17 protein-coding genes are annotated in these 15,552 nt (G+C 35.9%); 5 read left to right on the top strand and 12 right to left on the bottom strand.

Annotated elements, in window-relative coordinates:
• Positions 1-45 precede the first annotated feature (45 nt).
• The 8 genes from PF028_RS01620 to PF028_RS01585 all read right to left on the bottom strand — a co-directional run bounded on the left by PF028_RS01620 (position 46) and on the right by PF028_RS01585 (position 6,852).
• Positions 46-840, bottom strand: coding sequence for a DUF3298 and DUF4163 domain-containing protein (locus tag PF028_RS01620; RefSeq protein ID WP_270860927.1), 795 nt, complete (start codon positions 838-840; stop codon positions 46-48).
• Between the two features lies 1 nt (position 841).
• On the bottom strand, positions 842-2,557 hold the full coding sequence (locus tag PF028_RS01615) for a proline--tRNA ligase (RefSeq protein ID WP_270860926.1): 1,716 nt from the start codon (positions 2,555-2,557) through the stop codon (positions 842-844).
• The gene (gene hemA / locus PF028_RS01610) at positions 2,547-3,854 is read right to left on the bottom strand and encodes a glutamyl-tRNA reductase (protein ID WP_270860925.1); all 1,308 of its coding nucleotides are present in this window, start codon (positions 3,852-3,854) and stop codon (positions 2,547-2,549) included. Before hemA ends, PF028_RS01615 begins: the two co-directional genes overlap by 11 nt.
• Positions 3,854-4,759, bottom strand: coding sequence for a polyprenyl synthetase family protein (locus PF028_RS01605; RefSeq protein WP_270860924.1), 906 nt, complete (start codon positions 4,757-4,759; stop codon positions 3,854-3,856). The genes hemA and PF028_RS01605 overlap by 1 nt, the downstream gene beginning before the upstream one ends.
• 2 nt (positions 4,760-4,761) lie before the next feature.
• Positions 4,762-5,010, bottom strand: a complete 249-nt coding sequence (locus tag PF028_RS01600; RefSeq protein WP_270860923.1) for a DUF2018 family protein — start codon at positions 5,008-5,010, stop codon at positions 4,762-4,764.
• Between the two features lie 66 nt (positions 5,011-5,076).
• Positions 5,077-5,697 (bottom strand): HAD family hydrolase, encoded by a 621-nt coding sequence (locus tag PF028_RS01595; RefSeq protein ID WP_270860922.1) that lies wholly within the window; start codon positions 5,695-5,697, stop codon positions 5,077-5,079.
• Positions 5,694-6,395 (bottom strand): SIR2 family NAD-dependent protein deacylase, encoded by a 702-nt coding sequence (locus PF028_RS01590; RefSeq protein WP_270860921.1) that lies wholly within the window; start codon positions 6,393-6,395, stop codon positions 5,694-5,696. Before PF028_RS01590 ends, PF028_RS01595 begins: the two co-directional genes overlap by 4 nt.
• 124 nt (positions 6,396-6,519) lie before the next feature.
• Positions 6,520-6,852 (bottom strand): hypothetical protein, encoded by a 333-nt coding sequence (locus tag PF028_RS01585; protein ID WP_270860920.1) that lies wholly within the window; start codon positions 6,850-6,852, stop codon positions 6,520-6,522.
• A 204-nt stretch (positions 6,853-7,056) separates the two neighbouring features.
• Here PF028_RS01585 and PF028_RS01580 point away from each other — a divergent pair, with 204 nt between their 5' ends.
• The 5 genes from PF028_RS01580 to PF028_RS01560 all read left to right on the top strand — a co-directional run bounded on the left by PF028_RS01580 (position 7,057) and on the right by PF028_RS01560 (position 10,474).
• On the top strand, positions 7,057-8,349 hold the full coding sequence (locus tag PF028_RS01580) for an O-acetylhomoserine aminocarboxypropyltransferase/cysteine synthase family protein (protein WP_270860919.1): 1,293 nt from the start codon (positions 7,057-7,059) through the stop codon (positions 8,347-8,349).
• Positions 8,350-8,359: 10 nt separating this feature from the next.
• Positions 8,360-8,773: an RrF2 family transcriptional regulator gene (locus PF028_RS01575; RefSeq protein ID WP_270860918.1), complete on the top strand. Its 414-nt coding sequence runs from the start codon at positions 8,360-8,362 to the stop codon at positions 8,771-8,773.
• An 11-nt stretch (positions 8,774-8,784) separates the two neighbouring features.
• Positions 8,785-9,699 carry a cysteine synthase A gene (cysK, locus tag PF028_RS01570; protein ID WP_270860917.1) on the top strand — a complete coding sequence of 305 codons (915 nt, stop codon included), beginning with the start codon at positions 8,785-8,787 and terminating at the stop codon, positions 9,697-9,699.
• Positions 9,700-9,798: 99 nt separating this feature from the next.
• Positions 9,799-10,218, top strand: a complete 420-nt coding sequence (locus PF028_RS01565) for a VanZ family protein (RefSeq protein ID WP_270860916.1) — start codon at positions 9,799-9,801, stop codon at positions 10,216-10,218.
• Positions 10,219-10,315: 97 nt separating this feature from the next.
• Positions 10,316-10,474: a DUF1328 domain-containing protein gene (locus PF028_RS01560; RefSeq protein ID WP_270860915.1), complete on the top strand. Its 159-nt coding sequence runs from the start codon at positions 10,316-10,318 to the stop codon at positions 10,472-10,474.
• Between the two features lie 52 nt (positions 10,475-10,526).
• Here the strand turns inward: PF028_RS01560 and hypF are convergent, their stop codons facing one another.
• Genes hypF through cybH form a run of 4 tightly spaced genes read right to left on the bottom strand, consistent with a single transcriptional unit; the run spans position 10,527 to position 15,552 of the window.
• Positions 10,527-12,857 carry a carbamoyltransferase HypF gene (gene hypF, locus PF028_RS01555; protein ID WP_270860914.1) on the bottom strand — a complete coding sequence of 777 codons (2,331 nt, stop codon included), beginning with the start codon at positions 12,855-12,857 and terminating at the stop codon, positions 10,527-10,529.
• Entirely contained in the window at positions 12,817-14,349 is a 1,533-nt protein-coding gene (locus PF028_RS01550) for a hypothetical protein (protein WP_270860913.1), read from the bottom strand. The genes hypF and PF028_RS01550 overlap by 41 nt, the downstream gene beginning before the upstream one ends.
• On the bottom strand, positions 14,339-14,884 hold the full coding sequence (locus PF028_RS01545) for a HyaD/HybD family hydrogenase maturation endopeptidase (RefSeq protein WP_270860912.1): 546 nt from the start codon (positions 14,882-14,884) through the stop codon (positions 14,339-14,341). Before PF028_RS01545 ends, PF028_RS01550 begins: the two co-directional genes overlap by 11 nt.
• Positions 14,881-15,552: a Ni/Fe-hydrogenase, b-type cytochrome subunit gene (gene cybH, locus PF028_RS01540; protein ID WP_270860911.1), complete on the bottom strand. Its 672-nt coding sequence runs from the start codon at positions 15,550-15,552 to the stop codon at positions 14,881-14,883. The genes PF028_RS01545 and cybH overlap by 4 nt, the downstream gene beginning before the upstream one ends.

Genomic DNA, 15,552 nt, shown 5'->3' with positions numbered 1-15,552 from the left:
TGTTCTTTTGACACTTTGTTTTTCTAAATTTTTCATTTTATTGTCCTAAAATTTAAGGTATTCATCTTTTACAATACCTTTTAAATTTTCGTAAGGAATAACAATCTCAGGCATACCGGCTGCATAAGGTGCGATAGCATAAGGTTCATAAATAAATGTTAGCCCCTCATCTGAAAAATAAAATGCCGGATCGCATATTATGTCTGTTTTAGAATTTCTATCCCAAAAAAATTCTACGAATTCTTTTATTTCTTTATCTTGACAAGCTTTATTGCATTTTTCATTTATAGGATACCACTCTGTGCTAATAAAATTTATATATCCTTTATAAATTTCATCATAAAGTGCGTCAAAAGCCGTCTCTATGGAAACCAAAATTTCAGAAATATTCAACACATGGTCGCTAGAAATATCATATACAAAAACTTGCGAATACTCCATGCCATGCGCTCCACCTGCATACTGATGGCTATCTTGTCTGATTTGAACTAAATCTCCTTTTTGCGATACAAAACTCTGCCTTACGCTTAGACTAAAATCAAACTCTTGTTCTTTGACTTCTTCTTTATGGGCATTTTCCATATCTTCTACTAAATTCTGCACATATTTTTTAATATCTATATTTTTGATATTTTCGTAACATTCCATAAATTCATCTTGGAGTAAATTTGTGCCGCAAAAATTTAGTAGTTCATTTTTTAAAAAAATATTTAAATTTTCGTTATTGGTTTGTAAAAGCTCATACTCATATCCGTTATCATTATAGAAAATTTCGGTTTTTGGATTTAAATCCGCATATACAAACAATGCGCACATTAAAATCAAACCAATTTTTTTCATTTTATTCTCCCAAAATTTTATCTTTGATAAGATTTAAAATTTTATCCGCGCTCACGCTTTGTTTTTCCAAATTTGCTCTTGTTATAAATTCAACTTCGCCGTTAGCTAAGCCCTTGCCGACTAAGACAGCATACGGAAAGCCCATAAGCTCGTAATCGTTCATCTTAACGCCAAATCGCTCATTTCTATCATCAAGCAGAGCATTAATGCCTAAATTTTGACATTTTTCGTAAAGCTCGTTTGCAAATTTACAAATTTGCTCATCTTTTGTATTTGAAATGATGATTTCCAGCGCAAACGGCGATATTTCTTTATTCCAAATACAACCTTTTTCATCGTGGCTCGATTCTATCGCTACTGCCACAAGACGGCTCACGCCGATACCATAGCAACCCATAAAAAACGGCACACTCTTGCCGTTTTCATCTAAAAATTTAGCGTTCATTGGATCGGAATATTTTTGTCCGAGTTTAAAAATATGCCCAACTTCGATACCTTTGGTTTTATCTAGTTTCGCACCACAGCATGGGCATTTATCGCCTTCTTGCACGGCTATTAAATCTTTAAATCGCTCTGCTTTAAAGCTAACGACATTGCAACCGATAAAATGATAATTTTCTTCATTTGCTCCACAAATCATCTCACGGGCATTTTCAAGCTCTTTATCTATGTAAAATTCGGCACTCTCAGGTAGATTAAACGGTCCGCAAAAACCTGCTACAAAACCTGCATTTTTGACTTCATTTTCATCGGCATCTACTAACTCTAACGCTCCACACGCATTTGTAGCCTTTGTTTCTTGCAATTCGTCATCCCCGCGAATAAAAAACGCTACGATTTTTTCGCCGTTTTCGTAAATGGCTTTTTTCAAAACAGCTTTAATGGTATAAAATTTATCAACTTTGAAAAAATTCGCCACTAGTTCGATTGTTTTAGTCTCAGGGGTGTGAAATTTCATCATGCCGTCTGTCTCAGGGGCTTCGCAAGGTGCGATTTTTGGCGCTCTTTTAGCCGCTTCGACATTAGCAGCATATTTACAACCAGAGCAAACCAAAATATCATCTTCGCCGTTATCAGCCAAAACCATAAATTCCTTGCTTCCGCTTCCGCCGATCGCACCGCTGTCGGCTTCAACGGCTCTGAAATTTAGTCCTAAGCGAGTAAAAATTTTATTATAAGTTGCTTCCATTAAATCAAACTCTCGCCCCAAATCAGCTTCATTTGCGTGAAAACTATACGCGTCTTTCATCGTAAATTCTCTACCACGAAGTAACCCAAAGCGAGGTCTAGCTTCGTCTCTAAATTTGGTGTTGATTTGATAGATATTTAACGGCAAATTTTTATAGCTAGTAACCTTGTTTGCTACCATTAGCACGGAGCTTTCTTCATTTGTTGGACTTAGGACAAAGTCGTTTTCTTTTCTATCTTTTAAACGCAAAAGCTCTTTTCCATATACGGCGTATCGTCCGCTACTTTTCCACGCTTCTGCGGGAGTTACCACGCTAAAAGCGACTTCTTGCGCACCGGCAGCGTTCATTTCATCACGCACTACGCTGGTTATTTTATTTAAAACCATTTTTCCAAGCGGCATAAAGTTATATAGCCCGCTTCCTAACTGCTCTATAAAACCTGCACGAATCAAAAATATATGACTTGGCAAAACTGCATCTTTTGGTGCTTCTTTGATAGTCGGCGCAAAAAGCCTACTAAATTTCATTTTCTAACTCCGTTTCTTTTGTTTTATCTTCTTTTACAAAACTTTCATAAATTTCATTTAATCCAAAAATATCCAAAACAGCGTTAGTAGCGCTGTCTATCTCGTTTTTGCCATCTAAATTCTTTAAATTCACGCTTGGCGTATGCAAAAAGGCTTTAAAAACCTGATGGATTAGCTTTCTAGCTTCTTCTTTGTCGCTATTTTTAAGATAACCTTTTTTGATAGCTTTATCAAGCTCGTTAGCTGAGACTTCTCTTGCTCTTTGGCGAAGCGCTTTTACTATCGGCGTGCAAGCCTGAGTTTTGATTTCTTTGAAAAATTCGCTCGTGCTGCTACCAACGATACCATAAGCGATACGCGCCTGTTCTTCACGCAAAATCAAATTTCGCTTAACTATGTCTTCAAGGTCATCGACTGCATAAACTTCGATGTCATCGCTGTCGCTAAGCTCTATATCGCGTGGCACGGCAATGTCAAAAAAGTATCTTTTAAAATCCACGCTTTCGATTAAATCATCAGTTATAATCGCCCCTGTTGCGCCCGTTGCGCTAAAAATAAGGCTAAATTTGTTGATATAGCTTTTTAATTTTTCAAGGCTATCAAATTTAACTTCATCGCCAAGATTACAGGCTAAATTCTTTGCATTTTGCAAATTTCGATTTAAAATCGTAACCTTTGCGCCGTGCGTTAGCAAATGCTTACAAGCTAGTTCGCTCATCTCTCCTGCACCGATGACTACTGCTTCCACATTTTCAAGCGATCCAAGTTTTTCTTTTGCCATAGAAACAGCCACGCTTGAAACTGAAATCGGATTTTTAGAAATTTCGGTTTTGTTGCGAATTTCGGCGGCGCATTTTAGGGCTTTGGCGATTGCTTTTTTGATTTCATCGCCTAAATTTCCGTTTTCAAGCGCAAATTTATAAGCATCTTTTAGCTGACCAACTATCTGCGTTTCGCCTACAACAAGGCTATCAAGAGAAGCTGCGACCGAGAAAAGATGATGAATCGCGCCATAATCTTCATAAATATCAGCTCTGCTTTCTAGCTCGTCAAATTCGACACCGCTTACCTTTGAAATCGCCTGAACGACAAATTTCGACGCAACTTCAAAATTATCAACAAAAGCAAAAATTTCAACTCTGTTGCAAGTGCTAAGCACAAAACACTCTTTGATTGCCGAATTTGAGCCGATTAGTCGCAAAATTTCGCGTTTTTTAACTTCGTTTGAAAACGAAAGCTTTTCACGCAGAAAAATATCGGTATTTTTGTGAGTAAAACTCACGCTCATATAACTCATCAAAATTCCCTATTTATCATATTTAGAACTATTTCGTTTAATTTTTCATTTTTAAATTCGCTAACGCTTTGCAAAGCTTTTTCGCCGTAATTTTTAGCTAAATTCACGCACTTTTCTATGATTTTAAATTCGCCAAATTTTGCCTTTATCCACGCTGTTTCGTCCGAATTTAGCTCTTTTTTAAACAACGATTTTAGTTTTTCTTTATCATTTCCTTGCAAATTTTGATAAAGGTAAATATAAGGCAATGTCGTTTTGCCTTCTTTGTAGTCATTAAGTGCCGGTTTTCCAAGCTTGGCGCTATCTTGGGTAATGTCTAAAATATCATCGATTATTTGAAAAGCTATGCCAAGATTTTTGCCGTATTCGCCAAATTTGTTCGTATCAAGACCTGCCAAAAATGCCCCGCTCATCGCTGAACTCTCTATGAGTGCGGCTGTTTTTAGATAAATCATATTTAGATATTTTTTCTCATCATCGTTAAAACTCTCGCCCATTTTAACATCGATTAGCTCGCCGACAGAGAGCTTTGCGACACTTTCGGAGATACAACCTGCGATAAATTTATCAAATTTGGTAAGTTCGAAAAACGCTTTTGAATACAAAATATCACCTAGCATTACGGCGTTTTTCGAGCCGTAAGTAGCGTTTATGGACGGCTTTCCGCGTCTTGTGTCGCTCTCATCGATAACATCATCGTGAAGCAAACTTGCAGCTTGGATAAGCTCGATTATCGCGCAAAGTTTTAGTGAGCCTTCATTAATTCCTGCGATATTTAAAAGCAGTTTCGAGCGAAGTTTTTTACCTGAACTTAGCTCGTCAAACATTTTTAAAGCTTCATCACAGCCAAATTCTGCGATAAACTCACGCATAAAAAAATCAATTTTTTCTAAATTTTGCGACATTTTTACTCATTTGCACTTAAAATATTTGCCGTTAGCTCGATAAATTTATCGTTTAATTCGTCTGTAAAATCGAGTTTTTCATTTACATGAATTTCTACTTCTCTTTCGCTAATGCCGTGCTTAGCGCAAATTTCTTCATAACTTATAAGCTTCATTAAAAGCTTTGTGATTTCATCTTCGACCAAATTTCTGTTTGCATTAAACGCAATATCAAAAAATTTATCCCTTGGAGTGCCTTCAAAAATATCCATTTTTCACCTTTTTTAAAATCCGCAGATTATACCAAATTCTAAATTTAATTAAAATTAGGCGTAAATTTAAAGCCTAGAAATAATCTCCCACGCTTCATTTGGTGTTTTTGCGTTAGTTGCTGTTTTACTAAATTTCCCCATACCCCAAATCACTTGCAGATACGAAATATTCGCATTTTTAGCAGCAAATTCATCTTTGTTGCTATCGCCTAAAAAAATCGCCTTTTTGAATTCGCTTTGTCTTAAAACTTCAAAAAGCATTGTAGGATCGGGTTTTTGCGGAATTTGCTCGTTTGCTCCGATAACAAAATCAAAAAATTCCCTAACGCCTGTCATTTTTAGAATTCCGTCAAGCGTCTGAGTTGGCGCATTTGACGCCATTGCGATAAAAAATCCTGCTTTTTTGCATTTTTGCAAAAGTTCTAAAATTCCAGCATACAAAACTGCAAATTTTTTGTAATTTTCCACATAAACCCGCTCAAATTCGGCTCTTAAATTCGCGTCAATCTTATCTGTGCCGTAAAATTCGACAATGGAATTTTTACTCATATCGTTTATAACTTCAACGATAAATTCGCTTGAAAGTTCGCTCATACCAAGCCACTTTCGCATGTGATTTATGCTTTCACAAATCGCCTTTTCGCTATTTAAAAGCGTTCCGTCCATATCAAAAATTATCGTTTTCATACCATAAATTCTCCGTTTAAAAAAGCCCTAATATCATTTTCCCACTTTGGTGCAGCCGTAACGGCACTCTCGGTATAACATTTGTTAAAATATTTATCGATTCTTGAAGCGTCAAGGTTATTTAAAATGCTAAATTCGAAGTATCTTGTAAAACCTGCCACATCTAAAACTTCCCCGCTCGTGCCGATACAAACAAACATTTCGCACTCTTGCAAAGCTGCATAAAGGTCGCTATATCGCGGGGCTGCTTCGCCAAACATAACGATATTGTGTCTCATTTTTTCGCTTTTACATTTCCCACAAATTTGCCCTGCGATTTTTTCGTAACCGATATTTTGGACATTTCCGCACACTTCGCAGCGAATTTCGGGCAAAAATCCATGCAAATGGATTACGCTTTCGCAACCTGCCCTTTCTAATAAATCATCGACATTTTGGGTTTGCACGATGATTTTTTCACCAAATTCTTTTTTTAATTTTGCGATTGTAAAATGCGCTAAATTTGGCTCACAAGTGGCGAGTTGCGCCCTTCTATCATCATAAAATTTAAGCACTTTTGCTCTATCTTTTAAAAATCCCGGAACCGAGCAAACTTCGCTTATATCGTATTGCTCCCATAGACCACCGCTATCTCTAAATGTTCGCAATCCACTTGCAGCACTAAGCCCTGCTCCACTTAAAATCAAAACTTTTTTCATTTTCTCTCCAAATTTTAAAATAAAAATCAGCGCACGAAGTGCGCCACCGCTAAGGTTTTGCGGGGTGGGGGGGGTGCGGGGGCGGAGTGCCTCCTAAAAAACGCCCCGCCCCCGCGTAAATTTTTTAAAATTCATCTTTAAATTTACCTTTATGTTTATCTTTTTTATAAGTTTTTGAATTTTTTAGTTTTTCTAGCAAATTTGCTTCTTTTATCAGCTCGTCTTTGTTTTTATTTGCTAATACCGATTTCACGAAGTTTTCAAGCCCTTTTGTATATGGTTGATCCAAATAAACAGCTTGAATTTTTTTTAAAACTTCGTAGTTTTTTATCACGCGAATTTTAAATAAATTTTCATCGAAATCATCTCTTTTTAAAATCGAAATTGCCGATTTTGCGAAGCGTTCCAATGCTCTAATGTATTTTATGCGTTCGCTTTTATCATTTGCTACGCTCAAATTTAATCCTTTTTTGCCAAATAAAGCAAAATTATATCAAATTTAACTTTATTTTTTATTTTTCGCATATTTATTTAATATATTATTAAAATAATAAATTTTTAAAATAACGATATTTAGTTATTTTAAAAAACATATTTTAAAACTTGACAATAAAAAAAATATCTGTTATAATTCGCCGAAATTTTACAACAAAGGAAAAATATGGCAGATTTAAATTTCGAAACACTTGCCACACATGCAGGTTACAGCTCAAAAGAAGGCTATGGTTCTATGGCTGTTCCGATTTATCTAAGCACTGCTTACGATTTTGGCACTAGCGAAGAAGCAGCAGCTAGGTTTGCTTTGCAAAGTCTTGGTCCCATTTATACGCGTTTAAATAACCCAACCGTGGATATTTTTGAAGCTAGAATTGCTGCACTTGAAGGCGGCGTGGGCGCAATCGGCACGGCTAGCGGTCAAGCGGCTTCATTTTATGCAGTTGCAAATGTCGCAAGTGCGGGCGATAATATCATTATGGCGCAAAAAGTCTATGGCGGAACTTCAAATTTAATGCTTCATACGCTTAAAAAATTTGGCATTGAAACGAGAGTTTTTGACGCAGACAGCGCGAACGATTTAGAAAGCTTAATCGATAGCAAAACAAAAGCGATTTTTGTTGAAACGCTTTCAAATCCGCAAGTGGCGATTCCAAATTTCTATAAAATCATAGAAATCGCCGATAAATACGGCATTATTAGCATTGTTGATAACACAGTTGCTACACCAGTGCTATTTAATCCGATAAAAAAAGGTGCAGATGTCGTAATCCATAGTGCAAGTAAATATATAAGTGGTCAAGGCTTAACTATCGCAGGAGCCGTCGTAAGCGGGGCTAGCACAAATAAAAAAATCGTAGGAAATCCACGATATGCTGATTTTAACGAACCTGATGAGAGTTATCACGGGCTAGTTTATACAAATTTGGTAGAAAATTTCGACATTTTCACACTTAGAATTCGTCTTGGTCTGCTTCGTGATATAGGCGCAACAATGAGCCCATTTAGCGCTTGGCAACTCATACAAGGGTTAGAGACACTAAGCGTTAGAGTCAAAGAACACTCACGCAAAACGCAAAAAATCGCCGAATTTTTAGAATCCCACCCAGCGATAAAAAGCGTAAATTATCCGGGTTTAAAAAGTTCGCCGTTAAATAAATTTGTGCAAGAAAACTTTACAGACGGGCTATGTAGCGGACTTTTGTGTTTTGATGCAGGAAGCAGAAAAGTAGCTGATGATATTATGAGAGAAGTTAAAATATTTTCTGTTGTCGTAAATATCGGAGATAGTAAATCAATCATCACTCACCCGGCTAGTTCAACTCACTCACAATCAAGCGATGAAGAGCTACTTGGCGCTGGAATTACTCCTGGCTTAATAAGACTTAGCGTTGGGCTAGAAGACACTGATGATTTGATAAACGATCTAAAAAATGCAATCGAAAAAGCAATAAAATAAGGGGAAAAAAATGGCGCTTTTATCTACAAAAGGCGTTTATGGCTTAATGGCGATTCTAGAAATCGCCAAAGCTAGTGAAATATCGCCGATTAGCATAAAAGAAATCTCAGATAGAATTTTGGTTTCAAAAAACTATTTAGAGCAAATTCTAAACGGGCTTAGGGGTGCTGGGCTGATTGAAAGTATAAAGGGTAAAAACGGCGGTTATTTTTTGGCTTTATCAGCCGATAAAATCACATTTGCCGATGTTTTTAAGTCAATGGAAAAAGATTTTAAAATGACAAACTTAAAAATTGCCAATCCAAATTTGGAATTTTTCTTCAAAAAATATGATGAAAAACTGCTAAACATGCTCAGTGAGCCAATTAGCAAATTCGAAGAATATAAAGAAGAAAGCACCAAATTTTTGGATTTTAGTATTTAAAGGAAAAAATTATGAAAATAGCAAATGATGTAACTGAGCTCATCGGCAACACTCCGCTTGTGCGTATAAATTCGTTTTCAAAAAATGCAACTATTTTAGCAAAAGCTGAGTTTTTAAATCCTAGCCACTCGGTTAAAGATCGCATTGCATGGAGAATTATTAGAGATGCGATGAAAGAAGGCAAAATAAATAAAGACACTCTTTTAATCGAACCAACTAGCGGAAATACGGGCGTGGGCTTAGCCATGATAGCAGCAAAAATGGGACTAAAACTAATCCTAACAATGCCAAGCTCGATGAGTATCGAAAGACAAAAACTAATAGCCGCATTTGGTGCCAAAATCGTGCTAACCGATCCACAATTTGGCATGAAAGGTGCAGTAGATAAAGCAAACGAACTAGCAAACGAAAATGAAAATTCGTTTATCCCAAGCCAGTTTGATAATCCGTCAAATCCAAATGCTCACTTTGATACCACAGGACCAGAAATTTGGCGTGATACAGACGGAAATGTCGATATTTTGGTTGCCGGTTTTGGCACAGGCGGAACTCTTAGCGGAACGGCAAAATTTTTAAAAAGCAAAAATCCTGATTTAAAGGTAATTGCAGTCGAGCCGGGCGCATCGCCGTTAGCTAGTAGAGGGTGCGCAGGAAGTCATAAAATCCAAGGAATCGGAGCAAATTTTATCCCAAAAAATTTGGATTTAAATTTGATTGATGAGTATATCACTGTTGAAAACGATGATGCTTTTGCTACGGCAAAGGCTTTGGCGCAAAAAGAGGGTTTGCTTGTAGGAATTTCAAGCGGTGCAAATGTATATGCGGCTAGTATCATCGCAGGTCGCTATGCAAACCGCGGTAAAACCATAGTGACTACGCTAAATGATACCGGCGAAAGATACCTTTCAACAGATTTGTTTAAATAAATTTTTTAAATTTGGCATAAAATTTTAAAATTTTGTGCCAAATTTTGATTGTGAAATTTAATGAAAATTGATATTTATTCTTTAAAATTTAAGATTTTTATGCTTGTTATTTTTCTTATTTATTTTGCGTTTTTATTGCGTTTAGCCGTTTTTCGCGACGGATTTAGTGTGGATAAAATTTGGCAAGTCGGCAAATACAATCTCGTGCCGTTTTTAGACTACGCAAATGTCTGGCAAAACGGCGGCATAAAATCATTTTTGAGACTATTTTTTGGGAATTTAGGCTGGTTTTTTCCGCTAGGATTTTTTGCAAGATATAAATTTACGCTCACAAAAACCGCCAAAATCGTGCTTTTTGGATTTTTATTTTCGCTTTTGGTTGAAATTTTGCAATTTGTCTTTAAAACTGGTATTTTTGAACTTGATGATTTGATTTTAAATTCAATCGGCGTGTTTTTAGGTGCCAAATTTTGCGAAATTTTGTTAAAATTAAATAAAAACAATTACCCAATCGATTAATTTTACAATGAAATCATAAAAACTATAACTTTATTTATAAAAAATTGCTAAAATTACACTATCGCTTCGGCGAAAATTTTTTAACAAAGGATAAAAAATGCTTAGATATGCAATTATCTTTCTTGTAATCGCGATTATCGCTGGATTTTTTGGTTTTAGCGGCGTCGCAGGAACTAGCGCGTGGATTGCAAAAATCCTATTTGTCGTATTTTTGATTTTATTTGTTTTGTCTTTTATTTTCAAAAAATTTAGATAAATTTGCGAAAACTACACACAAATTCGGCTCTATTTGGAGCCGAATTTATTTTTTAATTCTTATTTAATGCACTTAAATACGCCATAAGTTGCCCAATAGCAACGCCACTATCGTTGCTCGGAGTGTTTTTGTGTAGATAAAATTTCACGCCACTATCACTAAATTTTTGCACAACTAAATTTAAAAGCGTAGCATTTTGGAAAACTCCACCACTTAGCACAACTTCTAATTTTCTATCTTTTGCGATTTGAAGCATAATTTTGGCGATAGAGTTTATAAAATTTGAAGCAGCCACGCTAAGTTCGTCTTTTAGCGCATTTAAAAAGGCGTTTTTCACGCTAATTTTGCCGTTTATTATCTCAAATTTATAGCGTTTTTCACTCTCACTCGTAATTTTTTTCTCATCAAAAAGATTTTCCAAAACCATACCGCTTTGTCCGTCAAAACTAACGCTTCTTTGGCCACAAATCACACTTGCAAATGCGTCAAAAATTCGCCCTAGTGAGCTAGTTTGTGGCGAATTTGAAGCTACCTTTTTCAAATTTGAGATTTCGCTTTCACTAAATTTTGACAAAAATTCACTCGCTTCATTTTCTAAATCAAATTTAAAAATCAGCGAAATTGCGAGTTTATAGATATTTTTGATCGAATTCTCGCCACCGATTAAGGCAAATTCGTCAAAATGCAAAACTCGCTCAAATTCAAACTCATCAAATTCCAGCACTTCCCCGCCCCAAATCGTGCCGTCTTCGCCATAACCCGTGCCGTCAAAGCTAAAACCAAGATATTTTTTACCACTTCCAAGCAGGTTATTATCCGCTAAATTCGCAACCAAATGCGCGTAATGGTGCTGAAATTTCACCACTTTAAAGCCTAAATTTTCAAAATGTTTGGAGTGCAAAAAAATTGGGTGCAGGTCGCCCAAAACAGCGTCAAATTTCAAATCATAAGTTTTGATAAAAATATCCAAAAGCGCGAAAAATCGAGCATTTGTGGCGATATTTTTTAAATCGCCGATGTATGGCGAGATAAAAATTTGCCCATCTTTGTATATTGCAAACTGGTTTTTCATCTCAGCCCCGAGAGCCAAAAACGAGCCTTTTATATCAAATTTGCTTTTATAAATTTGTGGATTTAACCCACGCGAAGTGCGTAAAAATTGCGTAAAATTTTGCATAATATTTTGCGAATTTTGCTCCGTGATTTCCGTGATACACTGTGCCGAATTTTGCACCACAAACCCCACGCTATCATCACTTGGCGTAATAATCTCTCTATCGTTATCCAAATAAAAATCTATGACTTTACCTAACTTTTGACGCAAATTTATTTCATCAAAAATAATCGGTTCGCCACTGATATTTGCGCTAGTAGCGATTAACGGGCGATTAAAATACTCAAAAATCAGCAAATGAACACCCGTATTTGCTAGAAAAATGCCAACCTTGCCTAAATTTGGCGCCACCGCATCAGCAAGAGCAAAATTTTGCGAATTTTTCGATTTTTCAACCAAAACTATCGGTTTAATCTGCGAATTTAATAGCTCTTTTTCATTTTCGCAAAATTTGCCAAATTTTTCAGCCATCTCGTAATCTTTACACATTATGGCAAATGGCTTATCGGGGCGATTTTTGCGAATTCGCAAATTTAAGACAGCATTTTCGTTTGTCGCGTCGCACATTATATGAAATCCGCCAAGCCCCTTTACAGCGACTATCTCGCCACGAGCTAAAATTTCACAAAGCATTTTAACCGCATTTTCGCCACTTTCTAAAATCTCGCCATTTTTATTTTTTAAAAAGAGCTTTGGACCACATTTCGCGCAAGCAATCGGTTCGGCGTGATAACGGCGATTTAGCGGGTCAGTGTATTCGCCAGCGCAAAACTCACACATTTTAAATTTAGCCATTGTTGTATTTGCGCGGTCATAAGGGAGCTTTTTAATGATACTAAGGCGCGGTCCGCAGTTTGTGCAATTTATATATGGGTATTTATATCGTTTGTTTTGCGGGTCGTAAAATTCGCGTTTGCAATCATCGCAAATGGCGAAATCAGGCAAAATGGGGTTAAATTTTTGCGTTTCTTGCGAGTGCGTGATTTTAAAATCATCATAAATTTGCGGTGAAATTTCATAAATTTCAAGCCTATCAATCCGCGCAAGTGGCGGAAGCTCAGCTTTAAGCCTTTTTTTAAGCTCTTTTATTTGCAAATTTGAACCATTTACAAAAATTTTCACGCCTTCGCCGTCGTTGAAAACTTTGCCAAAAAGCCCTAAATCAGCGCAAATTCTATAAACAAACGGGCGAAAGCCCACGCCCTGCACTGCTCCGAAAATTTCAAATTTAAAAGACTTCAAGTCCGTATTGGTTGCTAAATTTTGCATTGTGGCTGTTTTGTGTCAAATTTAAAATCAAATTTGCTAAATTTTTCTCTTCAAAAAGCGACCCTGTGAGCAAAATGGCTTCGCTTTCAAACTCTTCTTTTAATAAATCAAAATAATCGCTTAAAAAATACGCCAATGAATCGATAAATCCGTAGCTAAGCAACTTATCATCGCTTCCTGCTAGTTTAAAACTCATTGCGCTTTTGATAAATTTTATGCAGTTAAAGTTGCTATTTTTATCCACACTAAAATCGATTCTAACGCCTTTTTTGCCTAAAAAATCTTTTGAGCAATCAAGCAAATACTGCGCATCTTTATCAAATAAAATTTTACTTACTATATCAAAAAGTCCGTAAAAACTTGCATTTGCGTTAATTTTGCCTTTTGGAAAATCATAGTTTTTACTAAAATTTTCAAATAGTCTGCAACCGATTTCATCGGAGCAAATTTCATCTTTTAGCTCTTCGTAAGAGTTTGGAATTTTAATTTCTAGCATAGAAACTTGCAAATATTTATCAAAAACTTTTATGGTGTCGTTATGCTTTTTACTCAAAAAAACTTGCAATATTTTTTTGTCAAAAACGCCCATTTCATCGCAAAATAACGCAAAATTTGCTAAATTTTTATCATCTTTTGAATTTAGAAAATTTTCGCTTTTTTGGCTTAAAAAATTTGGATTATTTATTACCAAAAACTGCTCGTCCAAAACGGCGATTTTAATAAATTTACTTTTATCTGCTTTCACACTGACAAAGAAAATCTCTTCTTCAAAAAGTTTGCTAAAAAGTGCATAAATAAAAAAATCTCCTGCAAATTTGACATCAAAAAATGCCGGGACTTTTTCGTGATTGCCCTTAAAAATGGAGTTTGTTTTCAAATTTAAAAGCGGTTTTTCATAACTTGCAAGCGCTACGACGATTTTTTCATCGGCAACAAAAATTTTGCTTAACGCTTTTAAGGAAGTCGGCATCAAAAAATCTGCGTTGAAATCGGCATTTGCGTTTAATTCGCAAATTTGGTCATCAAGCTTGATTTGCAAATTTTGATTATGAAAAAGCTTGGTAAAACAAAAGTCCAAAAGTTCGTTAAAATTCTCTTTGCAAACTTGCTTAAATTCGCCATTTTGCAAAACATTTACGCCACTTAAAATTTCAAATTCATTTGCATTTAATGCGCCACTTTCTTGGTAGGCTTTTATAACGCTTGGCGTGAAATTTGCAAATTTAGCCCTATTTTGCGTAAAATTATGCTCTTTTGTAGTTTCTACGACTTTTACCGAAGTTTTAGCCAAAAATACCGAATTTGGAATTAAATTCATATATTCATCACTAAATTTCAAAAGCTCTTTTTCTTCGCCGATGACGAAAAGTCTGGTAAAATTTTTCTCTAAATTTAGTGTGTATTTAAGCCCACTTTTTTGCGCGTAAAAGTCCAAAAAATGGGCTATTAAGGCATTGTCGTTATCGTAAATAAATTCAAATTCAATTATCATGTTTTATCTTTTCAAATTCATCTGCTACATCTTGGACGCTAAAATTTGCGATCTTTTCATAAGAAAAACCAAGTTCAGTAATAAATTTTAACGCCTGTTTTTCCATAACTTGGCTTGATTTTTGAAGCTCGTTACTTATACAAAAGCTCATCGGCTCTATGCGTTTTGGAACAACGCCTAAAATGTGCGTTTTTGGCATATCGCCACAAAGCTCCATCATTTGCAGAGTTTGAAGCATTTCGATTTCGTGAGCCGATCCGCTCCATTTTATGGCATTTGGCATAACTTTGTAGTCAAAAAAATAGACATCGCCGATCTCGCCACCGTCAGCTTCAATACAATCAATAAGCAAAACTTCATCAAATTCTGCCAAAATCGGCATTAACAAATTTGCCAAAGTCCCGCCGTCGATAAATTCTATGCTGTGTTTGTCGCTTTTAAATGTGTAATTTTTTTGTAGCATTTTGGCAAAATGAACTCCGATACCTTCATCGGAGAACATTACATTGCCAATGCCTAAAACAAGGAGTTTCAAGCGCGAGTTTCCCTGTTAAATTTATATCCGCTGACAATAGCGTCTATCGCGCCATCTTTGCCTTTTACGGCATTGAAAATTGCCATATAAACATGCACAGGAACAAAGATTATAATAATATTCATACAGATATGATGAATGATCCTTACTTCACTAAGACCACCAAACATAGCTTCAACCGGGCGCAAAATTTCGTAGAAAAATCCACCAAGTCCGTCATGATAGATATGAACATATAAAATCATACCAGTTAAGCAAATAAGGAAAAGCACAAAATAAAATCCGATATAAGCGATGAATTGCAAAGGATTATAAACGCCGCGCAAATGCGGATGTTCGCCTAAAAATAGGTAATATTTAATCTGAGCTATCCAAACTTTTGGACTTAGAAAATCCCTTATACTAACTAGCTCTTTTCTACTTTGTATATCAAATAAAAATAGATACGATTTAAAAATTGTTGCCGCAATCAACACAAAACCAGCCACTAAATGGACAAATCGCCATTTAGCTTGTAAAAACAAATTTGGCTCACTGCTAACTGACGGAGCTATAAAAACATACGAAATGTAAAAACCTGTAACCACAAGCACGACAATACAAATCGCTCTTATCCAGTGAGTTAGCCTAAGACCTACGGAGAATTCATATTCAGGTGTTCGTTTCAT

The organism is Campylobacter sp. CN_NE2, assembly GCF_027797465.1.
Taxonomy (GTDB): Bacteria; Campylobacterota; Campylobacteria; order Campylobacterales; family Campylobacteraceae; genus Campylobacter_B.
Note: the sequence above shows the minus strand (reverse complement) of the source record. Positions and strands in the feature narration are given on the sequence as shown.